At 64.4% G+C, this 26,825-nt stretch carries 27 protein-coding genes and 1 tRNA gene; 16 read left to right on the top strand and 12 right to left on the bottom strand.

The features are described 5' to 3' along the window. The first annotated feature begins 30 nt into the window (after window positions 1-30). A complete protein-coding gene (locus FAZ69_RS29870) occupies window positions 31-765 on the top strand; it encodes an alanyl-tRNA editing protein (RefSeq protein ID WP_136898701.1) in 735 nt (244 codons plus the stop codon). After that, complete coding sequence (locus tag FAZ69_RS29875) at window positions 762-1,409, top strand: DUF924 family protein (RefSeq protein ID WP_136898702.1); 648 nt, start codon at window positions 762-764, stop codon at window positions 1,407-1,409. Before FAZ69_RS29870 ends, FAZ69_RS29875 begins: the two co-directional genes overlap by 4 nt. A gap of 58 nt (window positions 1,410-1,467) precedes the next feature. Here the strand turns inward: FAZ69_RS29875 and FAZ69_RS29880 are convergent, their stop codons facing one another. The 11 genes from FAZ69_RS29880 to FAZ69_RS29930 form a co-directional block, all read right to left on the bottom strand. After that, window positions 1,468-3,315 carry an ArnT family glycosyltransferase gene (locus FAZ69_RS29880; protein WP_136898703.1) on the bottom strand — a complete coding sequence of 616 codons (1,848 nt, stop codon included), beginning with the start codon at window positions 3,313-3,315 and terminating at the stop codon, window positions 1,468-1,470. Window positions 3,316-3,602: 287 nt separating this feature from the next. Continuing rightward, window positions 3,603-4,349, bottom strand: coding sequence for an SDR family oxidoreductase (locus FAZ69_RS29885; RefSeq protein ID WP_136898704.1), 747 nt, complete (start codon window positions 4,347-4,349; stop codon window positions 3,603-3,605). Between the two features lie 43 nt (window positions 4,350-4,392). After that, window positions 4,393-4,983 carry an LOG family protein gene (locus tag FAZ69_RS29890; RefSeq protein ID WP_136898705.1) on the bottom strand — a complete coding sequence of 197 codons (591 nt, stop codon included), beginning with the start codon at window positions 4,981-4,983 and terminating at the stop codon, window positions 4,393-4,395. After that, complete coding sequence (locus FAZ69_RS29895; RefSeq protein ID WP_136898706.1) at window positions 4,984-5,712, bottom strand: TetR/AcrR family transcriptional regulator; 729 nt, start codon at window positions 5,710-5,712, stop codon at window positions 4,984-4,986. 213 nt (window positions 5,713-5,925) lie between these two features. Continuing rightward, window positions 5,926-6,666 (bottom strand): diacylglycerol kinase, encoded by a 741-nt coding sequence (locus tag FAZ69_RS29900; protein ID WP_240702529.1) that lies wholly within the window; start codon window positions 6,664-6,666, stop codon window positions 5,926-5,928. Continuing rightward, window positions 6,663-7,694, bottom strand: a complete 1,032-nt coding sequence (locus tag FAZ69_RS29905; RefSeq protein ID WP_136898707.1) for a glycosyltransferase family 4 protein — start codon at window positions 7,692-7,694, stop codon at window positions 6,663-6,665. Before FAZ69_RS29905 ends, FAZ69_RS29900 begins: the two co-directional genes overlap by 4 nt. 26 nt (window positions 7,695-7,720) lie before the next feature. Beyond that, window positions 7,721-8,662 (bottom strand): UDP-2,3-diacylglucosamine diphosphatase, encoded by a 942-nt coding sequence (locus tag FAZ69_RS29910; protein WP_136898708.1) that lies wholly within the window; start codon window positions 8,660-8,662, stop codon window positions 7,721-7,723. A 119-nt stretch (window positions 8,663-8,781) separates the two neighbouring features. Continuing rightward, on the bottom strand, window positions 8,782-9,351 hold the full coding sequence (locus tag FAZ69_RS29915) for an RDD family protein (RefSeq protein ID WP_439654815.1): 570 nt from the start codon (window positions 9,349-9,351) through the stop codon (window positions 8,782-8,784). Window positions 9,352-9,357: 6 nt separating this feature from the next. Beyond that, window positions 9,358-10,110, bottom strand: a complete 753-nt coding sequence (locus FAZ69_RS29920) for a DUF3106 domain-containing protein (protein ID WP_136898710.1) — start codon at window positions 10,108-10,110, stop codon at window positions 9,358-9,360. Window positions 10,111-10,131: 21 nt separating this feature from the next. Continuing rightward, window positions 10,132-10,563: a DUF3619 family protein gene (locus FAZ69_RS29925; RefSeq protein ID WP_136898711.1), complete on the bottom strand. Its 432-nt coding sequence runs from the start codon at window positions 10,561-10,563 to the stop codon at window positions 10,132-10,134. Then, the gene (locus FAZ69_RS29930; RefSeq protein ID WP_136898712.1) at window positions 10,560-11,123 is read right to left on the bottom strand and encodes an RNA polymerase sigma factor; all 564 of its coding nucleotides are present in this window, start codon (window positions 11,121-11,123) and stop codon (window positions 10,560-10,562) included. Before FAZ69_RS29930 ends, FAZ69_RS29925 begins: the two co-directional genes overlap by 4 nt. A gap of 371 nt (window positions 11,124-11,494) precedes the next feature. Here FAZ69_RS29930 and FAZ69_RS29935 point away from each other — a divergent pair, with 371 nt between their 5' ends. From FAZ69_RS29935 to FAZ69_RS29960, 6 genes are all read left to right on the top strand, one after another. Further along, window positions 11,495-13,258 carry an acetolactate synthase 3 catalytic subunit gene (locus FAZ69_RS29935; RefSeq protein WP_136898713.1) on the top strand — a complete coding sequence of 588 codons (1,764 nt, stop codon included), beginning with the start codon at window positions 11,495-11,497 and terminating at the stop codon, window positions 13,256-13,258. A 121-nt stretch (window positions 13,259-13,379) separates the two neighbouring features. Next, window positions 13,380-13,871, top strand: coding sequence for an acetolactate synthase small subunit (gene ilvN / locus FAZ69_RS29940; RefSeq protein WP_136898714.1), 492 nt, complete (start codon window positions 13,380-13,382; stop codon window positions 13,869-13,871). A 96-nt stretch (window positions 13,872-13,967) separates the two neighbouring features. Further along, window positions 13,968-14,984, top strand: coding sequence for a ketol-acid reductoisomerase (gene ilvC / locus FAZ69_RS29945; protein ID WP_136898715.1), 1,017 nt, complete (start codon window positions 13,968-13,970; stop codon window positions 14,982-14,984). Between the two features lie 133 nt (window positions 14,985-15,117). After that, entirely contained in the window at window positions 15,118-15,756 is a 639-nt protein-coding gene (locus FAZ69_RS29950) for a phosphatidylserine decarboxylase (protein WP_136898716.1), read from the top strand. A gap of 20 nt (window positions 15,757-15,776) precedes the next feature. Beyond that, a complete protein-coding gene (gene pssA, locus FAZ69_RS29955; RefSeq protein ID WP_136898717.1) occupies window positions 15,777-16,649 on the top strand; it encodes a CDP-diacylglycerol--serine O-phosphatidyltransferase in 873 nt (290 codons plus the stop codon). 314 nt (window positions 16,650-16,963) lie between these two features. Next, the gene (locus FAZ69_RS29960) at window positions 16,964-18,508 is read left to right on the top strand and encodes a 2-isopropylmalate synthase (protein WP_136898718.1); all 1,545 of its coding nucleotides are present in this window, start codon (window positions 16,964-16,966) and stop codon (window positions 18,506-18,508) included. 193 nt (window positions 18,509-18,701) lie between these two features. Here the strand turns inward: FAZ69_RS29960 and FAZ69_RS29965 are convergent, their stop codons facing one another. Then, the gene (locus FAZ69_RS29965; protein ID WP_136898719.1) at window positions 18,702-19,205 is read right to left on the bottom strand and encodes a hypothetical protein; all 504 of its coding nucleotides are present in this window, start codon (window positions 19,203-19,205) and stop codon (window positions 18,702-18,704) included. Between the two features lie 174 nt (window positions 19,206-19,379). On the opposite strand from FAZ69_RS29965, the gene FAZ69_RS29970 reads away from it, so the two are divergent. From FAZ69_RS29970 to FAZ69_RS30005, 8 genes are all read left to right on the top strand, one after another. Further along, a complete protein-coding gene (locus FAZ69_RS29970) occupies window positions 19,380-20,657 on the top strand; it encodes a branched-chain amino acid ABC transporter substrate-binding protein (RefSeq protein WP_136898720.1) in 1,278 nt (425 codons plus the stop codon). 131 nt (window positions 20,658-20,788) lie between these two features. After that, window positions 20,789-21,058, top strand: coding sequence for a 30S ribosomal protein S15 (gene rpsO / locus FAZ69_RS29975; protein WP_136898721.1), 270 nt, complete (start codon window positions 20,789-20,791; stop codon window positions 21,056-21,058). 324 nt (window positions 21,059-21,382) lie between these two features. Continuing rightward, entirely contained in the window at window positions 21,383-23,533 is a 2,151-nt protein-coding gene (gene pnp / locus FAZ69_RS29980) for a polyribonucleotide nucleotidyltransferase (RefSeq protein WP_136898722.1), read from the top strand. Window positions 23,534-23,670: 137 nt separating this feature from the next. Next, entirely contained in the window at window positions 23,671-24,687 is a 1,017-nt protein-coding gene (locus FAZ69_RS29985; protein ID WP_136898723.1) for an NAD(P)H-quinone oxidoreductase, read from the top strand. Window positions 24,688-24,809: 122 nt separating this feature from the next. Continuing rightward, window positions 24,810-25,589 (top strand): triose-phosphate isomerase, encoded by a 780-nt coding sequence (gene tpiA / locus FAZ69_RS29990; RefSeq protein WP_136898724.1) that lies wholly within the window; start codon window positions 24,810-24,812, stop codon window positions 25,587-25,589. A gap of 96 nt (window positions 25,590-25,685) precedes the next feature. Beyond that, window positions 25,686-26,063, top strand: a complete 378-nt coding sequence (secG, locus tag FAZ69_RS29995) for a preprotein translocase subunit SecG (RefSeq protein WP_136898725.1) — start codon at window positions 25,686-25,688, stop codon at window positions 26,061-26,063. A 113-nt stretch (window positions 26,064-26,176) separates the two neighbouring features. Then, window positions 26,177-26,261: transfer RNA gene (locus tag FAZ69_RS30000), tRNA-Leu, on the top strand. Window positions 26,262-26,418: 157 nt separating this feature from the next. After that, entirely contained in the window at window positions 26,419-26,778 is a 360-nt protein-coding gene (locus FAZ69_RS30005; protein WP_136898726.1) for an NADH-quinone oxidoreductase subunit A, read from the top strand. Window positions 26,779-26,825: the final 47 nt, after the last annotated feature.

Genomic DNA, 26,825 nt, shown 5'->3' on the forward strand with positions numbered 1-26,825 from the left:
TTCGTTTGGCGCTTCAGAAAAGGACTCCCGATGACCATGCGTGCACTCTTTCGCGACGATGCCTATCTCACGCGCTGCGACGCGTCGATTACCCGCATCGACGAGCAAGGCATCCATCTCGACCAGAGCGTGTTCTACCCGCTCGGCGGCGGCCAGGCGGGCGACACCGGCGCGCTCACGCTCGCCGACGGCACGCGCGTCGAGATCGCCGATACGCGCAAGGCGAAGTTCGAAGGGGCGACGTCCGACGACGCGGTCCACGTTCCGGCTGCCGGCCAGGAGGCGCTGCTCGCGCGGCTCGCGGCGGGCGCTCGCGTGGCCGTCGAGATCGACTGGGCGCGCCGTTACCGGCACATGCGGCTGCACACGGCGAGCCACCTGATGTGCGCGGTGCTGCCGTATCCGGTCGACGGCTGCAGCATCACGGCAGACTACGCGCGGCTCGATTTCGCCACCGTCGAGCCAATCGAGCGCGAGTTCGTCGAAGCGCGGCTCGCAGAACTGGTCGGCGGCGCGCATGCCGTCGCGACCCAATGGATTACCGACGAAGAGCTGGAGCAGCGTCCCGAGCTCGTGCGCACGATGAGCGTGAAGCCGCCGATGGGGCTTGGGCGCGTGCGGCTCCTTCGCATCGACAGCGTCGACTTGCAGCCTTGCGGTGGCACTCATGTGCGCAATACGCAGGAGATCGGCGCGCTGCGGGTGGTGAAGCTCGAGAAGAAGAGCGCGCGCACGCGGCGCCTCGTGCTGGAGCTCGCATCATGACGCCGCGCAGCAGCGGCGCTTCCACCGCCGCCAGCACACCGGAACCGGGCGATTACGCCGCGCTCGATCCGGCCCCGCGCGCCGTGCTCGACTTCTGGTTCGGCGTGCCGGGTTCGGCGGAATTCGGCCGCGACCGCAAGATGTGGTTTGCCCGCGACGACACTTTCGACGTGCTCCTGCGCGAGCGTTTCGGCGCGACGCTTGCGACGGCGGCGAGCGGCGGCCACGACGACTGGCAGCGCACGCCGCTCGGCGCGCTGGCGCTCGTCGTCGTGCTCGACCAGTTTTCGCGCAACTGCCACCGCGGCGGCGCGCGCGCATTCGAAGCCGATGCGCGTGCGCTGCAAGTCGCCAAGCGGATGGTCGAGACCGGCGCGGACTTGCGTTTGCCGTCCTGCATTCACCGTGCCTTCGTCTATCTACCGTTCGAGCACGACGAGTCGATCGAGAGCCAGCGCGAAGCGATACGTCTCTTCGGCGAGCTGGAGCGCGAAGCGGGGGACACCGGCTATCTCGACTACGCGCATCGGCACGCGCGCATCATCGAGCGCTTCGGGCGATTTCCGCATCGCAACGCCGTGCTTGGCCGCGCTTCGACCGACGAGGAGATCGCGTTCCTGCGCGAGCCCGGGTCTTCGTTTTGAACGCTCCGCGAGGCGCGGGCAGCAATTGGCGTTCAGCGCAACCGCTGCCTTCAACCGCTCAACGCACGGCGAGCGCTTGCCCTGGCTTGCGCACGAACACGCGCAGGAGCTCGCTATCGTCACCGGGACGCGCGCCTGACCAGAACGGCTCCCAGTTGCTGTCCGGCGCCGCTGCGTCGGTGCGAACGCTTTGTACGATGAGCCACCTGCAGGCGGAAGCATCCGGCGTGGCCGCTGGCCGATGCAGGACCCCCGTGAAGTAATAAAGCATCGGCGCTTCCGATTCGCCGAGATTCAGGCTCGCCATGCAGTCGCCGGGAATCCATGCCGTGTTCAGGTGGGTGTCCAGATCCTCGAAGGCGGAGCGATAGCTCTTGGCCTCGTCGATCCACGGCACGAGCAGCGTGAACACGAGTCCCCACGTGACGACGGCGCCTGTGCACCAGCTGAACGCACCGCGCCATTTGCCGGCGCGCGCGAAGAGCGGCATCAGCCACACCCAGCCTATCGTCAGCGTAAGTGCGGCGAGCACCAGATGCGGCCTGATCGGCAGGGTCCAGTCGAGCGGCAGCCAGCGGCCGAGCCATTGCAGGTTTGCATGCGTGCTCGCCGGGTCCGTCATGTCCGACCAGACGACCCAGGCTACTGCCGCAATGGCGCCGAACAGCGCGCGGCTCGCGTAGTCCCAGGCCAGGTGAACGCGCTGCGGCAGGCGCTCGACACCCTGCAGCGCAACGAGCGTGAGCGGCGCGATGAACGGCAGGACATAGAGTTCCCGGCATGTCGCCGACACTTGCAGCACGACGAGGCCGACGCCGCAAAACACGACCGGCAGCGCGATCTGCGGCTCGCGCCAGCGCCGCCACGCGCCGCTCGCGAGCGCGGCTGCGGCGAGCGGAGCAACCGGGAAGCCGACGGTGACGAGCGCACGCCAGATGAACAACGGCTTGTTGTTCTCGGAGCCGAGCGCCGACACCGAAAAGCCGAAGAAGCGGCCGACGTTGTTGTCCCAGAACCAGACCTCGAAGAGCGCTTCGGAGCGCAGATAGAACGCAATCGGCCAGATCAGCGCGAACGGCGCGAACACGAGCGCGGCGAGCCCGAGCGATCGCAGGAAAGCGCGGCTGCGGCAGGCGGGGTAGAGCAGCGGGATCGCACAGAACGTTGCGCCGAAGACGAGCGGCAGGAACAGGCCTTTCGTCATGAACGTCATGCCGACGCCTGCGCCGAGCATGATCGAGGCCGTCCGGACCGCTTGCCTGGCCGGCCCCTGCGGTCGCCGCACGAAGGCGACGGTAAGCTCGATCAGCCCGCAGAATCCGAGTGCGGTGCCGGCCATCAGCGCAACATCGGTGATCAGGTCATGCGAATGCTTGAGCACGACGAGCGTGCCGGCAAAGAGCGCGAGCGCGCCCAGCACGCGGATGTCGAGCCAGCCGCGCGCGCGAGTCGCGCCGCGCGCAAGCCGTGCGACGCAGCCGAGCGTGAGCGCCGTGAAGAGCGCGCTCGCGAGCCGCGCCGCGTCATGAAGCGGCATACAGCGCTCGAAGAGCCACGCAAGGCCGGTCGCGATCCAGTCGTAGAGCGGCGGTTTCTCGACGAACGGCTGGCCGGCGTTGCTCGGCACGACGAAGTCGCCGGATTCGAGCATGTGTTGGATGATGCCGAAGGTATAGGTCTCGTCCTGTTTCCAGGGATCGTGGCCTAGCGTGCCGGGCAGCAGGTAGGCGCACAGCATGGCGACGACCGCCAGCGCGATGCGCAGTCCCGACCAGGGCAGCGCACGCCCTGCAGGCCGGGCGACGGTGGAGGGTGTCGCCACCGAGGGCGTCATCGATACGGCGCCTGGCGCGACCGGCGCACCGGCGCGTGCGTGGCGCGAGGAGGAGTATGAGGAGTCCTGCATGGTCCGGTCCTGACGGCCGAATTCTGCTTGGAACCCGGCCTCGTGATGCTTCGTCGCGTGGGTCGCTGACAAGCGCGACACGCGCGGGCGCCAAGCTGTCAGGGTTGCGCCATGCTATCTCGCATTTGTTACTGAGTATTACGGGGATTTGTGGAGAATTGTGAAGTTATGTCGTTTGCATGCGGATTCTTGGCGCAAATGGCGAGGGCTCGCGGGGGCCGCTCACGCGAAGATCCGCACGGATACGGGCGCTCGCTCTCGCAAAGGCTGGGTAAGGGTGGGACACCCTAGCGTCCGCCGGCGACATCGAGAAGGGCGCCGGTCACGTAAGACGCAGCGTCGCCGAGCAGCCAGACGATCGCTTCGGCTACTTCGTCCGCCGTGCCGGGCCGCCCGGCGGGCGTTTGTGCGCCGAGCACGGCGGCGCGGTCGGCACGGCCGCCGCTCGCGTGGATCTCCGTGTCGATCAGGCCGGGACGCACAGCGTTCACACGCACGCCGCGCGGGCCGAGCTCCTTGGCGAGGCCGATCGTCAGCGTATCGATCGCGCCTTTCGAGCCGGCGTAGTCGACATACTCGTTCGGCGAGCCGAGGCGAGAGGCTGCCGACGAAACATTGACGATCGCGCCGCCATGGCCGCCGCGGTCCGTCGACATGCGTCGCGCCGCTTCGCGCGCACAGAGATAGGTGCCGAGGACGTTGACATCGAACATGCGCTTCAGGCGGGCATAGTCCATCTCGGCGAGCGGCAGCGAGGCCGCGACGATGCCTGCGTTGTTGACCAGCGCGTCGATGCGGCCGAAGGCGGCCACGACGGCGTCGAACATTGCAACGACAGCCGTTTCGTCGGCGACGTCGCCTTGAACGACGCATGCCTGGCCGCCGGCTCGCACCACCTCGGCGGCAGTGTCTTCCGCAGCCGCGCGGTTGCTTGCGTAATTCACGCCCACCGCCCAGCCCTGCGCGCCCAGCAGGCGCGCTGTCGCCCGGCCGATGCCGCGGCTCGCGCCCGTGATCAGAACCGTTTTTGTCATTAGGGGGCTTGTCGAGGGTTGGGGGAAGGTGGCGGCGCCGCTGTCACACTGCGCCGGTAGCAGGCGTGGCGGACCACTTGTCATTGCCGGGCGGCCGATAGCGCTTGAGCTTGTCGATCAGCGCGGCGGGATCGGTGTCGATCTGCAGGATATCGAGGTAGGTCTGCTGCATGAAGCCTTCCTGCACCGTGTGCTCGAGCATCGTCACGAGCGGATCGTAGTAGCCGTCGATGTTGTAGAGCGCCACGGCCTTGTGGTGATAGCCGAGCTGCGCCCAGGTGTAGACCTCGAACAGCTCTTCGAGCGTGCCCGCACCGCCCGGCAGCGCGACGAACGCGTCGGAGAGGTCGGCCATCATCTTCTTGCGCTGATGCATGTCCGGCACGACGTGCAGCTCCGACAGCCCGCGATGCCCGACCTCCTTGTTGACGAGCAGCTCGGGAATCACGCCGATCGCGCGCCCGCCGGCGGCAAGCACCTCATCGGCGATCGTGCCCATCAAGCCGACGCGGCCTCCGCCGTAGACGAGCGTCAGGCCCGCGTCCACGAGCGCGCGGCCGAACGCCTGCGCGGCCTGCGCATAGACCGGCTTCGCGCCGAACGAAGAGCCGCAGTACACGCATACCGATTTCATCTAGCGGGCGTCCTTCGCATCGGAGCGTGCCGCGCCGGGCTCGCGGGGTGGCAGGAAGTCGGCGAACTCGCGCTTGGGCAGCTTGCCGGAGACGAGGTCGTCGAAGAGCTGGCGCGAGCGCCCGCGCAGGTAGGGCGCCATCATCGAGATCACGTGCACGCTGACTTTGTGCAGATCGTCGCGGATCGCGTCCTGCTCGTTGTACTTGCGCGGGTTCATGACGAACTGGTAGGACAGCCAGTAGGTCGAGACGACGCCCATGTTGGTCGCGATCACCTGGATCTCTTCCGGCGTGGCGACCATCTCGTTGTCGGCGACGAGCAGTTCGCACATCTCGTGTGCGAACCGCACCTTGTGGCTGATGATCTGCTTGAAGTGCGTTTCGAGCGTGCGGTTGCGCGCGAGCAGGTCGTTCAGGTCCCGGTACAGGAAACGGTAGGCCCACATGAACTCGGCCATGTACTGCAGATAGGACCAGGTCTCGTCGATCGTCGGACGATGGTCTTCGGGAAAGCGCAGACGACGTTCAATAGCCTGTTCAAATTGCGCAAAGATGCTATTGATAATGTCGTCTTTGTTACGGAAATGGTAGTAAAGATTGCCGGGGCTGATCTCCATTTCCTCGGCGATCGTCGTCGTCGTGACGTTCGGTTCACCGATCTCGTTGAAGAGCTTCAGCGACAACTCGAGAATGCGCTCACGAGTACGGCGGGGAGGTTTGGCTTCCATCTCTCGGCCCTGGTTTCCGCCGGGACTGGCGCACGGCAATGGGGGTGTCGCGGCGTAGACCCGGCTCGGTTTCTATGATTTTGAGACTGCCGGGCGATTATAAACGGTCGTTCTCTTATCCAGGTTTGGATTCAGGGTTTTTACTGGTCTAGACCGAATTGCCGCTTCGCACAGGCGTGTTGTCTGCGTTTTGGGGTCCGAACCGAAGCGCTTCTAGCGCCCGATCCAGTGCCCGGTCCAGCGCACCACGAGCGGCCCGACGATCAGCACCCAGGTCATTACGCAGACGAAAAGCGCCACCATCACCGCCGCGCTGCCCAGGTCTTTCGCGCGCTTGGAGAGTTCGTGGCGTTCGAGCGAAATGCGGTCGATCGCCGCTTCGACGCTCGAATTGAGCAGCTCGACGATCAGCACGAGCAGCACTGAGCCTAGCAGCAGCACGTGCGAAACCGCATCGACGGGAACGAACATGCCGCACGGCACCAGGATCGCCGTAAGGGTGAGCTCCTGACGGAATGCGCTCTCCTCGCGGATCGCCACGCGAAATCCGTTCAGCGAGTTCTTGAGCGCATGCCAGGCGCGCGTGATGCCGCGGTTGCCCTTGTACGGGTTGAACGGCAGCGGCGCGAGCGGATCGTCGGGGCCGAGCGGCTCGTGCGCGTCGGCGCTATCGTGCGAATCGGAGAGATGAAGGCGCATCGGCGTGACCTGCGGGGCGTGACCGGCCGGCGCGGCTGGCGGGTTGCTAGACGTGTCGTTCGACGGTGTGGTCATTATCGCGCCCGAGGGGGAGGGCGTGCTCACGGCGTGCGCGGGGGGCGACGGCGCGGGGTCGCCGAACGGCTCGGCAGCGAGCCTGCCGTCGCGCGAAGCGGCGTCCGGCGACGGCCGACCGGCCCGCGGCGTCGCGGGCGGCATCGGCTGCGCCTTGGCGCCTGTCGTGCCGCGCGTCATGCGGCTGCGCTTTCCTCGCTGAACGACTGGCGCGGCAGCGGTTTCAAATGCGCCGCGAACTGCTCGGAAGCCGCCGCCCACGAGAAGCGCTCGGCCCACGCGCGGGCATGGTTGCGGTCGATCTTCAGTGCTTCGAGGCAGGCTTCGCGCAAGTCCTCGTGCATCGCGCCCGCGCCGCCGTCGCCGAGCACGTCGATCGGGCCCGTCACCGGGTAGGCCGCCACCGGCGTGCCGCAGGCGAGCGCTTCGAGCAGCACAAGGCCGAAGGTGTCGGTGCGGCTCGGGAACACGAACACGTCGGCGGCCGCATAGACCTTCGCCAGCTCGGCCTGCGTCAGCACGCCGAGATAGTTGGCCTGCGGATAGCGCGACTTCAGCTCGGCGAGCGCCGGGCCTTCGCCCGCGACCCACTTCGAGCCGGGCAGGTCGAGCTTCAGGAACGCTTCGACGTTCTTCTCGACAGCGACGCGCCCCACGTACAGGAAGATCGGCCGCGCGGTGTTGAGGACCTTCGATTCCATCTGATGAAAGATGTCGAGATCGACGCCGCGCGTCCACAGCACGACGTTGGTGAAGCCGTACTTCTCGAGATCGGCCTTGACGACCGGCGTGGGCGCCATCACCGCCAGCGACGGCTTATGGAACCAGTGCAGGAACTTGTAGGTGGCCGCGAGCGGAATGCCGAAGCGCGCCTGCACGTACTCGGGAAAGCGCGTGTGATAGGCGGTCGTGAACGGCAGCTTGTGCTTGATCGCATAGGCGCGCGCGGCGAGGCCGAGCGGGCCTTCGGTCGCGATGTGCAGCGCGTCGGGCGCGAACTCGTCGATGCGCGCATTCAGCTTGCGGCGCGGAAACAGCGACAGCCGGATCTCCGGATAAGTCGGGCACGGGATCGTCTTGAACTCGAGCGGCGTGAGGAGTTCGACGCGGTGGCCGAGCGCCGCCAGCTCGCGCGACGTGTTCTTCAGCGTGCGCACCACGCCATTGACCTGCGGTTCCCATGCATCTGTGACGATCAGGATTTTCATTGTTGGCGGTCCGATGAGGAACAGAGTTAGGCAGTGGCTTTCGCCTTGCGAGAGCTGACTTCCGGCGAGCGCATCACGGTCCAGTAGATGACCTTGAGCTCGCCTTCCAGTGTTTCGACGAGCGCCGACAGGCTCTCGACCCAGTCGCCGTCATTGCAATAGAGCACGCCGTCGATGTCGCGGATCTCGGCCTTGTGGATGTGTCCGCAGACGACGCCGTCGCAGCCGCGGCGGCGCGCTTCATCGGTCATCACGCGTTCGAACGACGAGATGAAGTTGACCGCGTTCTTCACCTGGTGCTTGAGGTATTGCGAGAGCGACCAGTACTGGAAGCCGAGCTTGATGCGGATGCGGTTGAACCAGCGGTTCAGGATCAGGATCAGCGAGTAGGCGGTGTCGCCGAGGTAGGCAAGCCACTTCGCGTGCTGGATCACGCCGTCGAACAAGTCGCCGTGCACGATCCACAGGCGCTTGCCGGTGAGCGTCGTGTGGAACGCCTCGCCGCGTACGTGGATGTCGCCGAACGCGAGATCGCAGAACTGCCGCGCGCCTTCGTCGTGGTTACCCGGGATGTAGACGACGTGCGTGCCTTTTCTGGCTTTGCGCAGGATCTTCTGCACGACGTCGTTGTGCGCCTGCGGCCAGTACCAGCCTTTCTTCAACTGCCAGCCGTCGATGATGTCGCCGACGAGGTACAGGTACTCCGATTCGTTGTGGCGCAGGAAGTCGAGCAGGTATGGCGCCTGGCTGCCGCTCGAGCCCAGATGGATGTCCGACAGCCAGATGGTGCGGTAGCGGTGCGAGCTGGCATCGTCGTCATCGTGGTGGCTGCTCGCTGACGCGGGCGGAAGACCAGGTTCTTGCGGGACGGGCGGCGAGCCCCCCGCGGAGGCCGGACGGAACGCGACGGGGTCGACGCTGGCGCCAATTTGGCGGAGGAGGGAAGTCGCGGACGTGTTCTGGTCCATGGCTCACGCGCCGAGTTGCAATACGCGCATTCCGCCATGAGGCTGTGACTGCTCCGTGACAGTCACGAGAAGTTCTTATTACTCCCCTCCGGCGACGTGCCGGGCGTTGCAAAAGTGCATCATCGGCCCTTTTTTGTGTCGGGCCGGGCGAGATCGGCGGTGACGATGCGGGTGCCCGCGAGCCGGTCGTGCGGGAACTGTCGCTCATTGTCGAGCTGCGCCGCGGCGGCCCACAGCACGAACCAGGCGGCACAGGCGCCAAGCGTCGCGGGCACGCTCAGGTTCAGGAGCGGGTGCAAGGCGAGCGGCGGGAGAAACCACAGCCACGCGAGCACATAGCGGACGATTGCGCGCATCGCCGGCACGGCCGCGCCGTCGGCGCTGACTACGCGCAGACGCCATGTTTTCATCGGCAGCGTCTGGCCGCCGTGGGTCCAGAACCAGACGAAATAGATGCCGACCACGAGGCCGATCCAGGCGGCCAGCAGGTTGTGATGGGTAAGGCCGTTGCGCTGCTGCGTCAACGTGCTGAAGAGATAGCCGGCGAAGAACACCACGCCGAACAGGATCACGCCTTCATAGGCCAGCGCCGCAAGCCTGCGGCGCACGGTCGGTGGCGCGCTCGCGGCGGGAGGGTGAGGCGGGAGGGCGTCGGTTGCGGGGGCGGGCGTAGGCACGGGAGGGCGCAACCGCGGTCAGGAGCCTTGGTAGATCGACGGCGCTTCGGATGGCGATACCGGCGTCGGCACCGCCGGCGTCACGGTGCCCGGCATCGGCGCTTGCGGCGAGCCGATGGACGCCGGCTCGCTCGTGGGGCTCGGCGCGGGCAGGGCTGCCACGCTGCCGCCCGGGTGCTCGTGCTGGTTCACGAGGCGGTTGATCCCCTTGATCTCACTCTTGCTGCCTGACGGCGGCGCGCTGACGACGGTGGGGCGGCGCTTGCGCTCGGTCGCGGCCAGCTTCTCTTTCTGCTCTTCGGGCAACTGCTGATAGGCCTTCCAGGCGTTCTGGCGCGCCTGCGCCGGAAGCTCTTTCGAGACTTGATAGTTCTCGCGGGCGACACGCCGCTGCTCCGGCGTCATCTTGGCCCACTCCATCATGCGATCGTGTAGTCTTTTTTGCATTTCAGGCGACATCTTCGCGAAACGCGACGCGATCTTGATCCATTTGCGCTTGCGTTCGTCGCTGAACCCGTCCCATTCGGACGCGAACGGTGCGAGCGCCGCGTGCTCGTCGGGCGTCAGGTGCGCCCACGAGAGCGGGTTGCTGTCGATCGGCAGCGACGGGAGGTCGGCCGCCAGCGACGGAGGCGCAGACGCACCCGTAGCCGCGCCTGCCGAGGGCGCGGCGCCCTGCGCCGGATAGAAGCGTGGATAGGTGGCGGCGAATGCGACCAGGCCCGCGATCGCGCACCCGAACACAACGGCCAAGCCGCGCTTGTAGCTCACCCCGATGTTCTCCCTGCCGCTTTAGCGGGCGCGCGACAGATAGGCGTTGAACCCGTGATCGAGGTATGCGTTGAGCGGCAGGTCGTCGCTCAGCATGGCGGCATCGATATCGGCGAGTTCGGCGGAGCGCTGCACGTCTTCCCAGTAGGCAACGGCCATCACGCCCAGAACGAGCGCGACGAGCGGCCACATGCGGGCTAGCCGGCGCAGCGGCGACGCGCGGTGTTGCCCGGGGGGCGAAGCGGGCATGCTCGCATTGACGCCGGCATGGGCGAGCACCGGCACGAAGACCGGTGCAGTGACGGCTTCCGGCTTCTTGCGGGCGAGGGCGGCGCGCCGCGCCAAGGCCAGCTTGCCGACAGCGGAGGCAGGCAGGTTGGCGGCGTTTTCGTCGAGCGCGCGACGCACTTTGAGTGCGAATTCGAGTTCTTTTGTATCGGGAGCGGAGCTCATAGCGTGATTCCTTTGGCCTTGAGCGCGGCCGCCAGTGTGTGCGTGGCTCGCGAGCAGTGGGTCTTGACACTGCCTTCGGAGCAGCCCATTGCGGCGGCGGTCTCGGCGACATCCATATCTTCCCAGTAACGCATGAGAAACGCCTCCCGTTGACGTGCCGGTAATTTTTGGATCTCCGCGTCGATCAGCGCGAGCACCTGATCGCGCTCGAGCGCCTGCTCGCTGCTCTCGGCCCCGACCGAGCCTGCCTCGGATTCGAGGGTTTCGAGCGGGTCGAATTCCTCGTCTTCGGCGTTGCCTAGCGATGAGAAAAGACTGACCCAAGTATTGCGTACTTTCTGGCGACGAAAATAATCGTGCGTCGCATTCTGGAGAATACGCTGAAAGAGAAGAGGAAGCTCGGCTGCGGGACGGTCGCCGTACTTCTCGGCGAGCTTGATCATTGCGTCCTGAACGATATCCAGGGCGGCATCGTCGTCGCGCACGGCGTAGACCGTCTGCTTGAACGCGCGCCTTTCGACGCCCGCCAGAAAATCGGCGAGTTCCTTGTCTGATGCCATCCGTGGGAATCGGCGCAGCGAGTGCGCGCCGTAATCGATTGAAAAATGTCGTAAAACCCGCGGATGCTAACAAACTTTTGCGACGCTGGGTCGTCCCGCGCTCCAAAGCGTGGCCGGTGCGTTGTTTTTACGCGGTTTTTACGGCCGATTTTGACGCGCTGCGGCGTCATGCGTGCTGCGATGCGGGAAATATGACTTGACCGCGCCACGCGCAGCGGATATCGTCGACGGTTCGCAACATAAGTGACTGTCTCTTTTGGGGCGAGCCCAAGAAGCCCGCCTGTCAAACTGGACGCGCCGCTTGAACCCGAGCCACAAGCCCGGCAGAGAGCACCCGATCAATTTTTTGCCGAAAATTCGAAAGGTGAACGATGAACATGCCTAGCGCGGAATTTTCCACGTCGGATACCCCTCTCCCTCACGAAGCTGACTCCATCGGCGCAACCGTGCTCATGCGCGCGCTGGCCGACGAAGACGTCGAATTCATCTGGGGCTATCCCGGCGGCTCGGTACTCTACATCTACGACGAGCTCTACAAGCAAGACAAGTTTCAGCACATCCTCGTGCGCCACGAGCAAGCTGCCGTGCACGCCGCCGACGCCTATGCGCGCTCGACGGGCAAGGTCGGCGTCTGTCTCGTGACCTCCGGCCCCGGCGTCACCAACGCGGTGACCGGCATCGCGACGGCCTACATGGATTCGATCCCGATGGTGATCATCAGCGGCCAGGTTCCGACCGCCGCGATCGGCCAGGATGCGTTCCAGGAGTGCGATACGGTCGGCATCACGCGTCCGTGCGTGAAGCACAACTTCCTCGTGAAGGACGTGCGCGATCTCGCCGCCACCGTCAAGAAAGCGTTCTACATCGCCCGCACCGGCCGTCCAGGCCCCGTGCTGATCGACATTCCCAAGGATGTCTCCAAGGCGCCGTGCCAGTACGAGCCGCTGAAAAGCGTGTCGCTGCGCTCGTACAACCCGGTCACCAAGGGGCACTCCGGCCAGATCCGCAAGGCCGTCTCGCTCCTGCTGTCGGCCAAGCGCCCGTACATCTACACCGGCGGCGGTATCATCCTCGCCGACGCGTCGCGCGAGCTGAATCAGTTCGCCGACCTGCTCGGCTACCCTGTCACGAACACGCTGATGGGGCTTGGCGGCTACCGCGCGAGCGACAAGAAGTTCCTCGGCATGCTCGGCATGCACGGCACGTACGAAGCCAACATGGCGATGCAGAACTGCGACGTCCTGATCGCCATCGGCGCGCGCTTCGACGACCGCGTGATCGGCGACCCGGCGCACTTCGCATCGCGTCCGCGCAAGATCATCCATATCGACATCGATCCGTCGTCGATCAGCAAGCGCGTGAAGGTCGACATTCCGATCGTCGGCGACGTGAAGGAAGTGCTCAAGGAGCTGATCGAGCAGCTTCAGCACGCCGAGCACGGCCCCGACACCGAAGCGCTCGCGCAATGGTGGAAGGAGATCGAAGGCTGGCGCTCGAAGAACTGCCTCAAGTACGACCGCGAGAGCGACATCATCAAGCCGCAATACGTCGTCGAAAAGCTCTGGGAGCTGACCGACGGCAATGCGTTCGTCTGCTCCGACGTCGGCCAGCACCAGATGTGGGCCGCGCAGTTCTACCGCTTCAACAAGCCGCGCCGCTGGATCAATTCGGGCGGCCTCGGCACGATGGGCTTCGGCCTGCCGGCGGCGATGGGCGTGAAGATGGCGCATCCGGACGACGATGTCGTCTGCATCACGGGCGAAGGCTCGATCCAGATGTGCATCCAGGAGCTCTCGACCTGCAAGCAGTACGACACGCCGGTCAAGATCATCTCGCTCAACAACCGCTACCTCGGCATGGTCCGGCAGTGGCAGCAGATCGAATACAGCAAGCGCTATTCGCATTCGTACATGGATGCGCTGCCCGATTTCGTGAAGCTCGCCGAGGCGTATGGCCACGTCGGCATGCGCATCGAACGCACTGCGGATGTCGAGCCGGCGCTCAAGGAAGCGCTGCGTCTGAAGGATCGCACCGTATTTCTCGATTTCCAGACCGATCCGACCGAGAACGTCTGGCCGATGGTTCAGGCCGGCAAGGGCATCACCGAGATGCTGCTCGGTTCGGAAGACCTATAACGACTGCCCGTCGCCGGCTTCGGTTCGCACATGCCTTCACGAAGGGCGCAGTGCAGGCGAAGCGGCGGCAGGTGCTCGCATCGAACTGGATCAATCGAGAAAATTCGCGGGAAAGCAAACCATGAGACACATTATTTCCGTCCTGCTGGAAAACGAACCGGGCGCGTTATCGCGCGTCGTCGGGCTCTTTTCGGCACGCGGCTACAACATCGAAACCTTGACGGTGGCGCCGACCGAAGACCATTCGCTGTCGCGCCTGACCATCGTTTCCATTGGCTCCGACGACGTGATCGAACAGATCACGAAGCATCTGAACCGCCTGATCGAGGTGGTGAAAGTGGTCGACCTGACCGAGGGCGCCCACATCGAACGCGAGCTGATGCTGATCAAGGTCAGGGCGGTCGGGAAGGAGCGTGAAGAGATGAAACGGATGGCGGATATCTTCCGCGGACGTATCATCGACGTCACCGAAAAAACCTACACGATCGAATTGACAGGCGCGAGCGACAAGCTCGACGCCTTCATTGAAGGGCTCGACGCCGCCGTGATTCTCGAAACGGTCCGCACGGGCAGCTCGGGGATCGGGCGTGGCGAACGCATTCTGAAGGTGTGACGCCGCTTCGATCGGCGCCGGGTGCGAAAACATTCGCAAAGCCCGGCGCAACCACGCAACGCATTTGAATTTCATTGATTACGCGAAGGAACAGACATGAAAGTTTTCTACGATAAAGACGCCGACCTCTCCCTCATCAAAGGCAAGCAGGTCACGATCATCGGCTACGGCTCGCAAGGCCATGCGCACGCGCTGAACCTGAAGGAAAGCGGCGTCAACGTGACGGTCGGTCTGCGCAAGGGCGGCGCGTCGTGGAGCAAGGCCGAGAACGCGGGCCTCGCCGTCAAGGAAGTGGCGGAAGCCGTGAAGGGCGCCGACGTCGTGATGATGCTCCTGCCCGACGAGCAGATCGCCGAGGTGTACGCGAAGGAAGTGCACGCCAACATCAAGCAGAACGCCGCGCTCGCGTTCGCGCACGGCTTCAACGTCCACTACGGCCAGGTGATTCCGCGCGCCGATCTCGACGTGATCATGATCGCGCCGAAGGCGCCGGGCCACACGGTGCGCGGCACGTACTCGCAAGGCGGCGGCGTGCCGCACCTGATCGCAGTGGCGCAAGACAAGTCGGGCGCGGCGCGCGACATCGCGCTGTCGTACGCGGCGGCTAACGGCGGCGGCCGTGCCGGCATCATCGAAACGAACTTCCGCGAAGAAACCGAAACCGACCTGTTCGGCGAGCAAGCCGTGCTGTGTGGCGGCACGGTCGAGCTGATCAAGGCCGGCTTCGAGACGCTGGTCGAAGCGGGCTACGCGCCGGAAATGGCGTACTTCGAGTGCCTGCACGAGCTGAAGCTGATCGTCGACCTGATCTACGAAGGCGGCATCGCGAACATGAACTACTCGATCTCGAACAACGCCGAGTATGGCGAGTACGTGACGGGTCCGCGCGTCATCACCGAAGAAACGAAGAAGGTGATGAAGGACGTCCTGAAGGACATCCAGACGGGTGAGTACGCGAAGAGCTTCATCATCGAAAACCGCGCCGGCGCGCCGACGCTGCAATCGCGCCGCCGCCTGATGGCCGAGCACCAGATCGAACAGGTCGGCTCGAAGCTGCGCGCGATGATGCCGTGGATCGCGAAGAACAAGCTGGTCGATCAGTCGAAGAACTAAGGCGCGCGCATTTGCTGGCCTTGCCGCAGCCGGCGCGAAAAGCGTGCCGGCTGCACCAAAAAGCCGTCCGGAGCCGCTGTGCACCGGGCGGCTTTTGCTATCCTACGGTTTTACAAAAACACTGAATCAATCCATGAATTACCCTCACCCGATCATCGCGCGCGAAGGCTGGCCGTTTATTGCAATCGCCGGCGTCGTCGCGCTCTTGATCCATGCCGTCGCGGGGTTCGGCTTTGCCTGGCCGTTCTGGCTGCTCCTCATTTTCGTCGTGCAATTTTTCCGCGATCCGCCGCGTCCGATTCCGACGCAGGAGAATGCCGTGTTGTGTCCGGCCGACGGTCGGATTGTCGCAGTCGAAACCACGCACGATCCTTACGCGAATCGCGAAGCGCTGAAGATCAGCGTGTTCATGAACGTCTTCAACGTCCATTCGCAGCGCTCGCCGGTGGATGGCGCGATCTCCAAGGTCGAATATTTCCCGGGCGCCTACCTGAACGCGGCGATCGACAAAGCGTCGCTCGAGAACGAGCGCAACGCGGTCGTGATCCAGACCGCCAGCGGCCAGACCGTGACCTCGGTGCAGATCGCGGGCCTCATCGCGCGGCGCATTCTCTGCTACGTGCGCGCCGGTGAGCCGCTCACGCGCGGTCAGCGCTACGGCTTCATCCGCTTCGGCTCGCGCGTCGACGTGTATCTGCCGGTCGGCAGCCGTCCGCGCGTCTCGATTGGCGAGAAGGTTTCCGCGTCGTCGACGATTCTTGCCGAACTCTAAGGCGGCACAAGGAGGTATCGATGGCCGCATTGAAACCGCGCCGCCCCCGCTTGAAAGGCGCTCACTTGCCGAGGCCGTTCCGCCGCAACAAGGCGCTGGCGGCGGAGACGGCGCCGGTCGAGAGCCGGCGCGTCCAGCGCCAGCAGTTCCTGAGGAAGCGCGGCATCTATCTGCTGCCCAACTCGTTCACCACCGCGGCGCTGTTCTGCGGCTTCTTCGCCGTCGTGCAGGCGATGAACGTGCGCTTCGAGATCGCGGCGATCGCCATTTTCGTGGCGATGGTGCTCGACGGCATGGACGGCCGCGTCGCGCGGATGACGCACACGCAAAGCGCGTTTGGCGAGCAGTTCGACAGCCTCTCGGACATGGTGTCGTTCGGCGTGGCGCCGGCGCTTGTGATGTACGAATGGGTGCTCAAGGATCTCGGCCGCTGGGGCTGGCTGGCGGCGTTTGTCTACTGCTCGGGCGCGGCGTTGCGTCTTGCGCGCTTCAACACGAACATCGGCGTCGTCGACAAGCGTTTCTTCCAGGGGTTGCCGAGTCCGGCGGCGGCGGCGCTGATCGCGGGTTTCGTCTGGCTCGCGACCGACAACCGCGTGCCGGTCAAGCTCGTGTGGCTGCCGTGGGTCGCGTTCGCGCTGACGGTCTATGCGGGCGTGACGATGGTGTCGAACGCGCCGTTCTATAGCGGCAAGGCGCTCGACGTCCGTCATCGGGTGCCGTTCGCGGCGACGCTGCTGGTCGTCGTTGCATTCGTGCTCGTGTCGTCCGATCCGCCGCTGATGTTGTTCGGCCTGTTCGTGCTGTACGGCTTCTCGGGTTACGCCTTCTGGGCCTACATGGCGGTCAGGGGCAGGGAGAATCCGGCCCGTTCGTCACCGCACGATCACTGATTGACCTGTTTTCCGTCAACGGCAGCCATCGCGGCTGCCGTTTTTGTTTGTGCTAACCAGCGGGGGGCTCCGCCATTTGCGCGATTCTTAGAATGCCGCTATAGTCTGCGGCATGGCAACTTTCCAGTTCCCCTTCCTTTCCCTTCTAGCCGGTGCGCCGCTACGCGCGCTAGCTCTAGCGCGCCTGCCGCGCTGATCGTTTCCGCCCTCCGTTTGCCTCGTTCGTTGTTTGGCGTCGCCTGCGGTGGCGCAAACACCCGAATTCCGTTTCTGTATCCCATCGATTGAACGAACGAGTCCCCCGGAGACCTGACATGGCTGACAAACTGATCATTTTCGATACGACGTTGCGCGACGGCGAGCAGTCGCCCGGAGCGTCGATGACGAAGGAAGAGAAGATCCGCATCGCGAAGCAGCTGGAGCGGATGCGCGTCGACGTGATCGAAGCGGGCTTCGCCGCCAGCTCGAACGGCGACTTCGACGCGATCAACACGATCGCGTCGCTCATCAAGGAAAGCACGATCTGCTCGCTCGCCCGCGCGAACGACAAGGACATTCAGCGCGCCGCCGATGCCCTGCGCCCCGCGGAGCGTTTCCGCATCCACACGTTCATCGCGACGTCGCCGCTGCACATGGAAAAGAAGCTGCGGATGACGCCCGACCAGGTCTACGAGCAGGCGCGCCTCGCGGTGCGTTTCGCGCGCAAGTTTACCGACGACGTCGAGTTCTCGCCGGAGGACGGCAGCCGCTCCGACATGGATTTCCTGTGCCGCGTGCTCGAAGCCGTGATCGATGAAGGCGCGACGACGATCAATATCGCCGACACCGTCGGCTACGGCGTTCCCGAGCTGTACGGCAATCTCGTGAAGACACTGCGCGAGCGCATTCCGAACTCGCACAAGGCGGTGTTCTCGGTCCATTGCCATAACGATCTCGGTATGGCGGTTGCGAATTCGCTCGCGGGCGTGCAGATCGGCGGCGCGCGTCAGGTCGAGTGCACGATCAACGGTCTCGGCGAGCGCGCGGGCAACACGTCGCTCGAGGAAATCGTGATGGCCGTGAAGACCCGCAAGGATTATTTCGGCCTGGATCTCGGTATCGACACGACCCAGATCGTGCCGGCTTCGAAGCTGGTATCCCAGATCACGGGCTTCGTCGTGCAGCCGAACAAGGCCGTGGTGGGCGCGAACGCGTTCGCGCACGCGTCGGGCATCCACCAGGATGGCGTGCTGAAAGCACGCGACACCTACGAAATCATGCGCGCGGAAGACGTGGGCTGGACCGCGAACAAGATCGTGCTCGGCAAGCTGTCGGGCCGCAACGCGTTCAAGCAACGCTTGCAGGAGCTGAGCATCGCGCTCGATAGTGAAGCCGAATTGAACGCCGCGTTTGCACGCTTCAAGGAGCTCGCCGACCGCAAGGCGGAAATCTTCGACGAAGACATCATCGCGATCGTCACCGAGGAATCGGCGCAGGCGCAGGAGCGCGAGCACTACAAGTTCGTGTCGCTGGCGCAGCACTCCGAGACCGGCGAGCAGCCGCATGCGCGCGTCGTCTTTTCGGTCGACGGCAAGGAGATGACGGGCGAGGCGAACGGCAACGGGCCGGTCGACGCGACGCTCAATGCGATCGAAAGCGAAGTGGGCAGCGGCTCCGAGCTGTTGCTGTACTCCGTGAATGCGATCACGACCGGCACGCAGGCGCAGGGCGAAGTGACGGTGCGTCTGTCGAAGAGTGGGCGTATCGTGAACGGCGTCGGCACCGATCCGGACATCGTCGCAGCGTCGGCGAAGGCGTACATCTCGGCGCTGAACAAGCTCTACTCGAATTCGGAAAAGCTCAACCCGCAGCGCTCTTGATGCGCGGGGACGCGGCGCTATTGGCAGTACCGCCTCGATTCCCCGCCGTGCTCGAACCCCCCGCGCTCCGCAAGGACGCGGGGGTTTTCATATGCGGGCGCGGCGAACCAGTTGGCTTCCGGAAGCCGCTTCATCCAGAAGCTTGGCTACGTCCGCGCCAAGGCGGCGAGGCCCAAGGAGAGCCGGGCGCGTGTCAGAACAGGTTGCGGCGGTCGGGATCGTGCAGCGGATCGGGGGTTTTCTGCGTCAGGCGCAGGATGCCCTGATCGTCGAAATAGAAGCTGTACATGAGATACCAGACGTTGTCTTCCATGTATCGATACGTCCATACCTCGCGCTTCATCATCGGGAAGTACGAAGTCTCGACGGGGCGGCCGAAGTTGATGAGCACATCCTTCTTGGTCCATTCCCCGATTTGCGCGCGGTAGAACTCGTTCGGCTGCAGCACCTGCCGCACGTTGACGATCTTGCCGGATGCGTCGATATCGGCCGCTGTGGTGACTTCGCCCATCGGCTGAGTCGGCCACATCAGACGTTTGCCGCCGTTGGGCAGGTCGTAGACTTCGCGCGGCGGGCCGAGGCGGCTCACGATCGTCGATTGGTCCGCGCCCGCCTGGAATTGCTGCCACGGCTGCGCGCAACCGGCGAGCATGAGCGCCGCGGTACACGCAAGCAGGGATGTCAGGCGCTTCGTCATGGAGTCCTCCGATTCGTTGAGTGACGCGTTTTAGCACGGGGTCACAAGATTTTGACAGGTTGCGCGGCAAAAGATTTTGGCGCTGCCGGCGCGTGGCGCGACGGCGCTTGCGCTTGCGAATCATCCGCAGGCCGGCCTATGATCCGCGCTTCGATCGATTCAAGCGGGGTAGCGATGACACGAGCATGGACGAGCCGGCTGGCGGCGCTTGCCGTTGCGGCATGGGTGGCGGCGATGCCGGCGGCGAAGGCGACGGCGGCGGCCGGCACGCCGATCCAGCTCGCCTTGATCGAAGGCGTGTCGGGGCCCTTCGCGAACGCGGGAGCGGCGGTCGAGCGGAATCTGCGCTTCGGCGTCGAGCGCGTGAATGCGCGCGGCGGCGTGAAGCTTGCGGATGGTGCGCATCCGCTCGAGCTCGTCGTGCTGGACAGCAAGGGCAGCACCGAAGGCGCGCTCGTGCAACTGCGCGCGGCCGCCGATCGCCATATCGGCTTCGTCATGCAAGGCAACAGCTCGGCGGTGGCAGCGGCGCTTATCGCGGCGATCGAAAAGCAGAACTCGCGCGAGCCGGATAATCGCGAGCTGTTCCTCAACTATTCCGCCGACGACCCCGCGCTCACCAACGCCAGCTGCAGCTTCTGGCATTTCCGCTTCGACGCCCATGCGGGGATGCGCATGGATGCGCTTGCCGACGTGATCCAGCAGGACCGCGCGGTGAAAAAGGTATATCTACTGAATCAGGACTACAGCTTCGGGCACGACGTCAGCACGCTCGCGCAACAGGCGCTCGCCCAAAAGCGCCCGGACGTCGCGATCGTAGGCGACGAGTTTCATCCGATCGGCCGCGTCAAGGACTTCACGCCCTATATCGCGAAGATGCGCGCGAGCGGAGCCGATGCGGTGATCACCGGGAACTGGGGCAACGACTTGAGCCTGCTGGTCAAGGCGGCGCGCGAGCAGGGGCTCGATGCGAAGTTCTACACGTTTTATGGAAACAGCCTCGATGCGCCCGCTGCGCTCGGCGATGCCGGCGTGAAGCGCGTGCTCGCCGTCGCGGACTGGCATCCGAACGCCGGAGGGGCGGCGTCCGACGCTTACTACGCGGCGTTTCGCGCTCGCTTCCCGGCTGCCGAGGACGACTACCCGGTGCTGCGCATGGAGGTGATGATCGAGATGCTGGCCGACGCGATGACGCGCGCCGGCACGCCGGACCCGGCGGCGGTCGCCAAGGCGCTCGAGGGGATTAAGTTCGACAACGGCTTCCATCGCGCCTGGATGCGTGCCGAGGATCATCAGTTGATCCAGCCCCTTTACGTGATGGAGATGGACAAGGCGGGCACGCCCGGCGTGCGCTTCGACAACGAGGGCACGGGATACGGTTTCCGGACGATGCTGGCGCTGCCGCCCGAGCGCACGGCGCTGCCGACGACGTGCCAGATGAGGCGCCCTTGAACGTGCTCGAAAGAGGCGGCTCCAGGGACCGCTAGCCGCCGATCTCGGCTGTGCTACAATACGCGTCTTGCTGTACCCCCACGGCACGGCCTTTCTTCCGTGACCGCCTGTCTAGTTCTTAAGGAAATCAAATGTCTGTTGCTGATATCAAGAAGTCCGACGTCGTCGCGCAATTCGCGCGTGCTGCCAATGACACCGGCTCCCCGGAAGTGCAAGTCGCTCTGCTGACGGCTCGCATCAACGAGTTGACCGGCCACTTCAAGTCCCACTCGAAGGACCATCACAGCCGCCGCGGGCTGCTGCGCATGGTGAGCCGCCGCCGCAAGCTGCTCGACTACCTGAAGGGCAAGGATGCTGACCGCTATCGTTCGCTGATCGAGAAGCTGGGCCTGCGCAAGTAATCGGACGATCGTCTCTTCAGCAAGATGCCTGTGTCAGTCTACTGATACAGGCATTTTGTTTTTGAATGGCGCACTTCATGTGAGTTGCGTCGAAACGCAGGGCGCCGTGGCCATGAATGATGCGGCGCCCGGCGCGTAACACGGCCTGGCTTGACGGGCAGAGCTTTGTGTCATTCCAGCGATTCACTCGCCGCGTGAAGCGGACCGCTGGAATGGCATGACACTCCTCTCCCCGGATGGGCTTCGGCTGCGACGTCGCCGCGCCGATGCAGGCTGCGGCGAAACGATACAAGTGAAATGAGCGAAAAGAGAGAAGGAGTGACCATGTCCATGTTCAATAAAGTCGTCAAAGAGTTCAAGTGGGGACAACATAACGTCCGGATGGAAACGGGCGAAATCGCTCGTCAGGCAGGCGGCGCCGTGATCGTCGACGTCGAAGACACCGTCGTGCTCGCCACCGTCGTCGGTGCTAAGTCGGCCAAGCCGGGCCAGGATTTTTTCCCGCTGACCGTCGATTACATCGAAAAAACCTACTCCGCGGGCAAGATCCCTGGCGGCTTCTTCCGCCGCGAAGGCCGTCCGTCGGAGCATGAAACGCTGACCTCGCGCCTGATCGACCGTCCGCTGCGTCCGCTCTTCCCGGAAGGCTTCTACAACGAAGTGCAGGTCGTCGTGCACGTGATGTCGGTGAACCCGGAAGTCCCGGCGGACATCCCCGCACTGATCGGCGCGTCGGCCGCCCTCGCGGTCTCGGGCCTGCCGTTCAACGGCCCGGTGGGCGCGGCTCGCGTGGCCTACATCAACAACGAATACGTGCTGAACCCGACGCGCGCGCAAATCAAGGATTCGCGCCTCGATCTCGTGGTCGCGGGCACGGAGCGTGCGGTGCTGATGGTTGAATCGGAAGCCGACCAGCTGCCGGAAGACGTGATGCTGGGCGCCGTGGTGTTCGGTCACGAACAGATGCAAACGGTGATCGACGCAATCCACGAGCTCGTGCGTGACGGCGGCAAGCCGGAATGGGACTGGCAGCCGGCGCCGAAGGACGAGGCGCTGATCTCGCGCGTGACGGCGCAGGCGCAAGGCGACCTGCTCGCCGCCTACCAGATCCGCGACAAGCAAGCCCGTTCGACGAAGCTGAAGGAAGTGTACGCAACCGTCTCGGCGAAGCTCGACGAGGAGGCGGCAGCTTCGGGCGCCGCGTCGGCCGACAAGGCCACCGTCGGCAACATCCTGTTCGACATCGAAGCGAAGATCGTCCGCAGCCAGATCCTGAATGGCGAGCCGCGTATCGACGGCCGCGACACGCGTACCGTGCGTCCGATCGAGATCCGCACCGGCGTGCTGCCGCGCACGCACGGCTCGGCGCTCTTCACGCGCGGCGAAACGCAGGCGCTCGTGGTCGCGACGCTCGGCACCAAGGGCGACGAGCAGATCATCGACGCGCTCGAAGGCGAGTACCGCGACCGCTTCATGCTCCACTACAACATGCCGCCGTTCGCGACCGGCGAAACGGGCCGCGTCGGCTCGCCGAAGCGTCGCGAAATCGGCCACGGGCGTCTGGCCAAGCGCGCGCTCGTCGCGTGCCTGCCGAGCGCCGACGAATTCGGCTATTCGATCCGCGTCGTGTCGGAAATCACCGAGTCGAACGGTTCGTCGTCGATGGCGTCGGTCTGCGGCGGCTGCCTGGCGCTCATGGACGCCGGCGTGCCGATGAAGGCGCACGTCGCGGGTATCGCGATGGGCCTGATCCTCGAAGGCAACAAGTTCGCCGTGCTGACCGACATCCTCGGCGACGAAGACCACCTCGGCGACATGGACTTCAAGGTGGCCGGCACGGAAGCTGGCGTGACCGCGCTGCAGATGGACATCAAAATCCAGGGCATCACCAAGGAAATCATGCAGGTCGCGCTCGCGCAGGCGAAGGAAGGCCGCATGCACATCCTCGGCAAGATGACGGCCGCCGTGGCAGGCGCCAGCACCGAGCTGTCGGCGTTCGCGCCGCGCATGATCACGATCAAGATCAACCCGGAAAAGATCCGCGATGTGATCGGCAAGGGTGGTTCGGTGATCCGCGCGCTGACGGAAGAAACCGGTACGACGATCGACATCTCCGACGACGGCGTCGTCACCATCGCGAGCACGAGCAGCGAAGGGATGGCCGAGGCGAAGAAGCGCATCGAGAACATCACGGCGGAAGTCGAGGTGGGTCAGGTGTATGAAGGCCCCGTCCTGAAGCTGCTCGAGTTCGGCGCGATCGTGAACATCCTGCCGGGCAAGGACGGTCTCCTGCATATCTCCGAGATCGCCAACGAGCGCATCAAGGACATCAACGACTACCTGAAGGAAGGCCAGATCGTGAAGGTCAAGGTGATCCAGACGGACGAGAAGGGTCGCGTGCGCCTGTCTGCGAAGGCGCTGTTGAACGACGCGGCTTCGGGTGCGGCGCAGCCGGAGTCGGCGCCGCAGCAGTAATGCAGTGATGTAAGGACGGCCGGCTGCGCGAAAGCGAGCCGGCCGTTTTCTTGCGGCAATCTTGTAGCAGGGTGGATGGCCTTGCGGGCGGCGAGGATGCAACTCGCAAGGCCATCCCAACCTTGGAGGTGACGTAGATGAAGGCGATCGAAATTACCGAATTCGGTGCACCGGAAGTCCTGGTGCTTGGGGAGCGTCCGATGCCCGAGCCGAAGGCCGGCGAGGTGCTCATCAAGGTGGCGGCATCGGGTGTCAATCGCCCGGATGTGTTTCAGCGCAAAGGCGGTTATGCGCCGCCGCCGGGCGCGTCGGACCTTCCTGGGCTGGAGATCGCAGGCGAGATCGTCGGCGGCGTGATCGACGAAAAACGCAATCCGTTCGGCCTCAAGATCGGCGATCGCGTGTGTGCGCTCCTGGCGGGCGGCGGCTATGCCGAGTACGCGAGCGTGCCGCTCCTGCAATGTCTGCCAGCGCCCAAGGGGTTCTCCGACGTCGAGGCGGCGTCGCTTCCCGAGACATTCTTCACGGTGTGGAGCAATGTCTTCGAGCGCGCGCAATTGGGGGGCGGCGAAGGCGGCGAGAACGAGACCCTGCTCGTGCAGGGCGGGTCGAGCGGGATCGGCGTGACGGCTATCCAGATCGCGCACGCGCTCGGATACCGCGTATTCGCCACGGCGGGCTCCGCCGACAAGTGCCGCGCGTGCGAGCAACTGGGGGCGGACCGTGCGATCAACTACAAGTCGGAAGATTTCGTCGAAGTCGTGAAGTCGCTGACGAACGATCGCGGCGTTGACGTGATTCTCGACATGGTTGCGGGAAGCTATGTGCCGCGCGAATTGACGGCGCTCGCGGACGGCGGGCGGCTCGTCCTGATCGCGCTTCTCGGCGGGGCGAAGGCTGAACTCAACTTCAACGAGGTTCTGCGCCGGCGGCTGACGGTGACGGGTTCGACGCTGCGCCCCCGCCCCGTCGACTTCAAGGCGAGGATCGCGGCGCAATTGAAAGAACACGTATGGCCGCTCCTCGAAGAGGGCCGCATCAAGCCGGTCATCTATCGCGTGTTTCCGGCGGCGCAGGCTGCTCAAGCCCACGCGCTGATGGAAAGCGGCGAGCACATTGGGAAGATCGTGCTTGATTGGAGTCCAGGTGCTTGACGCGCGCGGTTTGACCTGCTTGGCTGGCACGCAGTAAAATTGCATGTTTTGCGCACGCCGCGTGCGGTTGGCTGCGGTACCGGGAGCAGCATCAAAAGGTCGGGATCGGCCAGGACCAAACAATGTCGAGACAACGAGCGAAGCGGGTAATCGGTAACTGGAAGATGCACGGGCGCCTTGCGGAGAACGAGGCGCTGCTTCGGTCCGTCGTGAAGGATGCAGCTTCGCTTTCCGGCGGCGTGCACGTCGGCGTGTGCGTGCCGTCGCCCTATCTGGCGCAGGTGCAGGCCTTGTTGGGCGGCACGCGTGTCGGCTACGGCGTGCAGGACATTTCTGCGCACACGCATGGTGCGTACACCGGTGAAGTGGCGGCGGAGATGGCGATCGATTTCGGAGCGACGCTCGCGATCGTCGGGCATTCGGAGCGCAGGGCGTATCACCGCGAAAGTGCGGAGCTCGTCGCGACGAAAACGCGGCGCGCGCTGCAGGCGGGTTTGACGCCGATCGTCTGTATTGGCGAGACGCTCGAGGAGCGCGAGGCCGGCGCGACGGAGGCAGTCGTCGGTGCGCAGCTCGACGCTGTACTGGCGCTGTTGTCGGCAGACGAAGCGGCGCGCATTGTCGTCGCGTACGAGCCCGTTTGGGCGATCGGTACCGGGTTGAGCGCAACGTCGGCGCAGGCGCAGGCGGTGCATGCTTTCCTGCGTGCGCGTCTGGCTGCGAAGGGCGCCGCGGTGGGTGACGTGCCGCTCTTGTACGGCGGCAGCGTGAAGCCTGAGAACGCGGAAGAGTTGTTCCGCCAAAAGGACATTGACGGCGGCCTGATTGGCGGCGCGTCGTTGAAGAGCAAGGATTTCCTCGCGATCTGCGAGGCGGCGCAGGCGGCGATCGCGGCGCAGTGATTGAAGAGGGCGTCTGCGATGTTGCGCGGGCGCGCTGGCAGGACACACGTCTGACGCATTTGTGTCGGACGATTAACCCAAACTCAGGTGAGTGCAATGCTGTATTTGAAAACGTTGATCATCGTCGTCCAGTTGCTGTCGGCGCTTGGGGTCATCGGTCTCGTGCTGTTGCAGCACGGCAAGGGCGCCGATATGGGCGCGGCCTTCGGTAGCGGCGCGTCGGGAAGTCTGTTCGGCGCGACGGGCTCTGCGAACTTCCTGTCGCGTACCACGGCGGTCCTCGCGACGCTCTTTTTCGTGACCACGCTTGCGCTGACCTACCTCGGTTCGTACAAATCGAAGCCTTCCGCCGGGGTGCTGGGTGAGGTTCCGGCAGCGCCGGCGATGGCGTCTGCTGCTTCGGTTCCGGTTGCGGCTTCGCTGCCGGCGGCCGCTTCGTCGGCGTCGGCTCCGGGTCAGAATGTGCCGAAATAAAAATTTCGTTCAAAACGCATTTGTGCGTTGAACAATCTGTTTAGACGGGTTAGAATTTAAGTCTTGAAGCGATTCGCGAGTAATATAAGTTGTTTTCCCGGATTGCAGACAGTGCCGACGTGGTGAAATTGGTAGACACGCTATCTTGAGGGGGTAGTGGCGAAAGCTGTGCGAGTTCGAGTCTCGCCGTCGGCACCAAAGTTATCCAATGCCAGCCGCATGCATCGCTTCGGCTGGCATTGTCACTTCTGGCCCTGGCCTTGCGTCATCCTTGCGATGCGAAGTTGGACGAAGTGATTTCCCGTTAGGGTGTACACTCCCGGCGGAATTCAGAACCAACCAATTGAGGATAGTCTTGAACCTCGCAGCCTATTTCCCCGTATTGTTGTTCCTCCTCGTGGGCACCGGTTTAGGCGTAGCGCTGGTCAGCATTGGTAAGATCCTCGGCCCCAACAAGCCCGATAATCAAAAGAACGCGCCGTACGAATGCGGCTTCGAAGCGTTCGAAGACGCGCGCATGAAGTTCGATGTGCGCTACTACCTTGTTGCAATCCTGTTCATCATTTTCGACCTTGAGACCGCGTTCCTGTTTCCGTGGGGCGTTGCCCTGCGCGACATCGGCTGGCCGGGCTTTTTGGCGATGATGATTTTTCTGCTCGAATTCCTGCTGGGCTTCGCCTACATCTGGAAGAAAGGCGGCCTTGACTGGGAGTGACGGGCTATTCGCCGGTTTGCGTGGGCGGCCACTCACCGCCGCCCGTC

This window comes from Trinickia terrae (assembly GCF_005144415.1).
GTDB lineage: Bacteria > Pseudomonadota > Gammaproteobacteria > Burkholderiales > Burkholderiaceae > Trinickia_A > Trinickia_A terrae.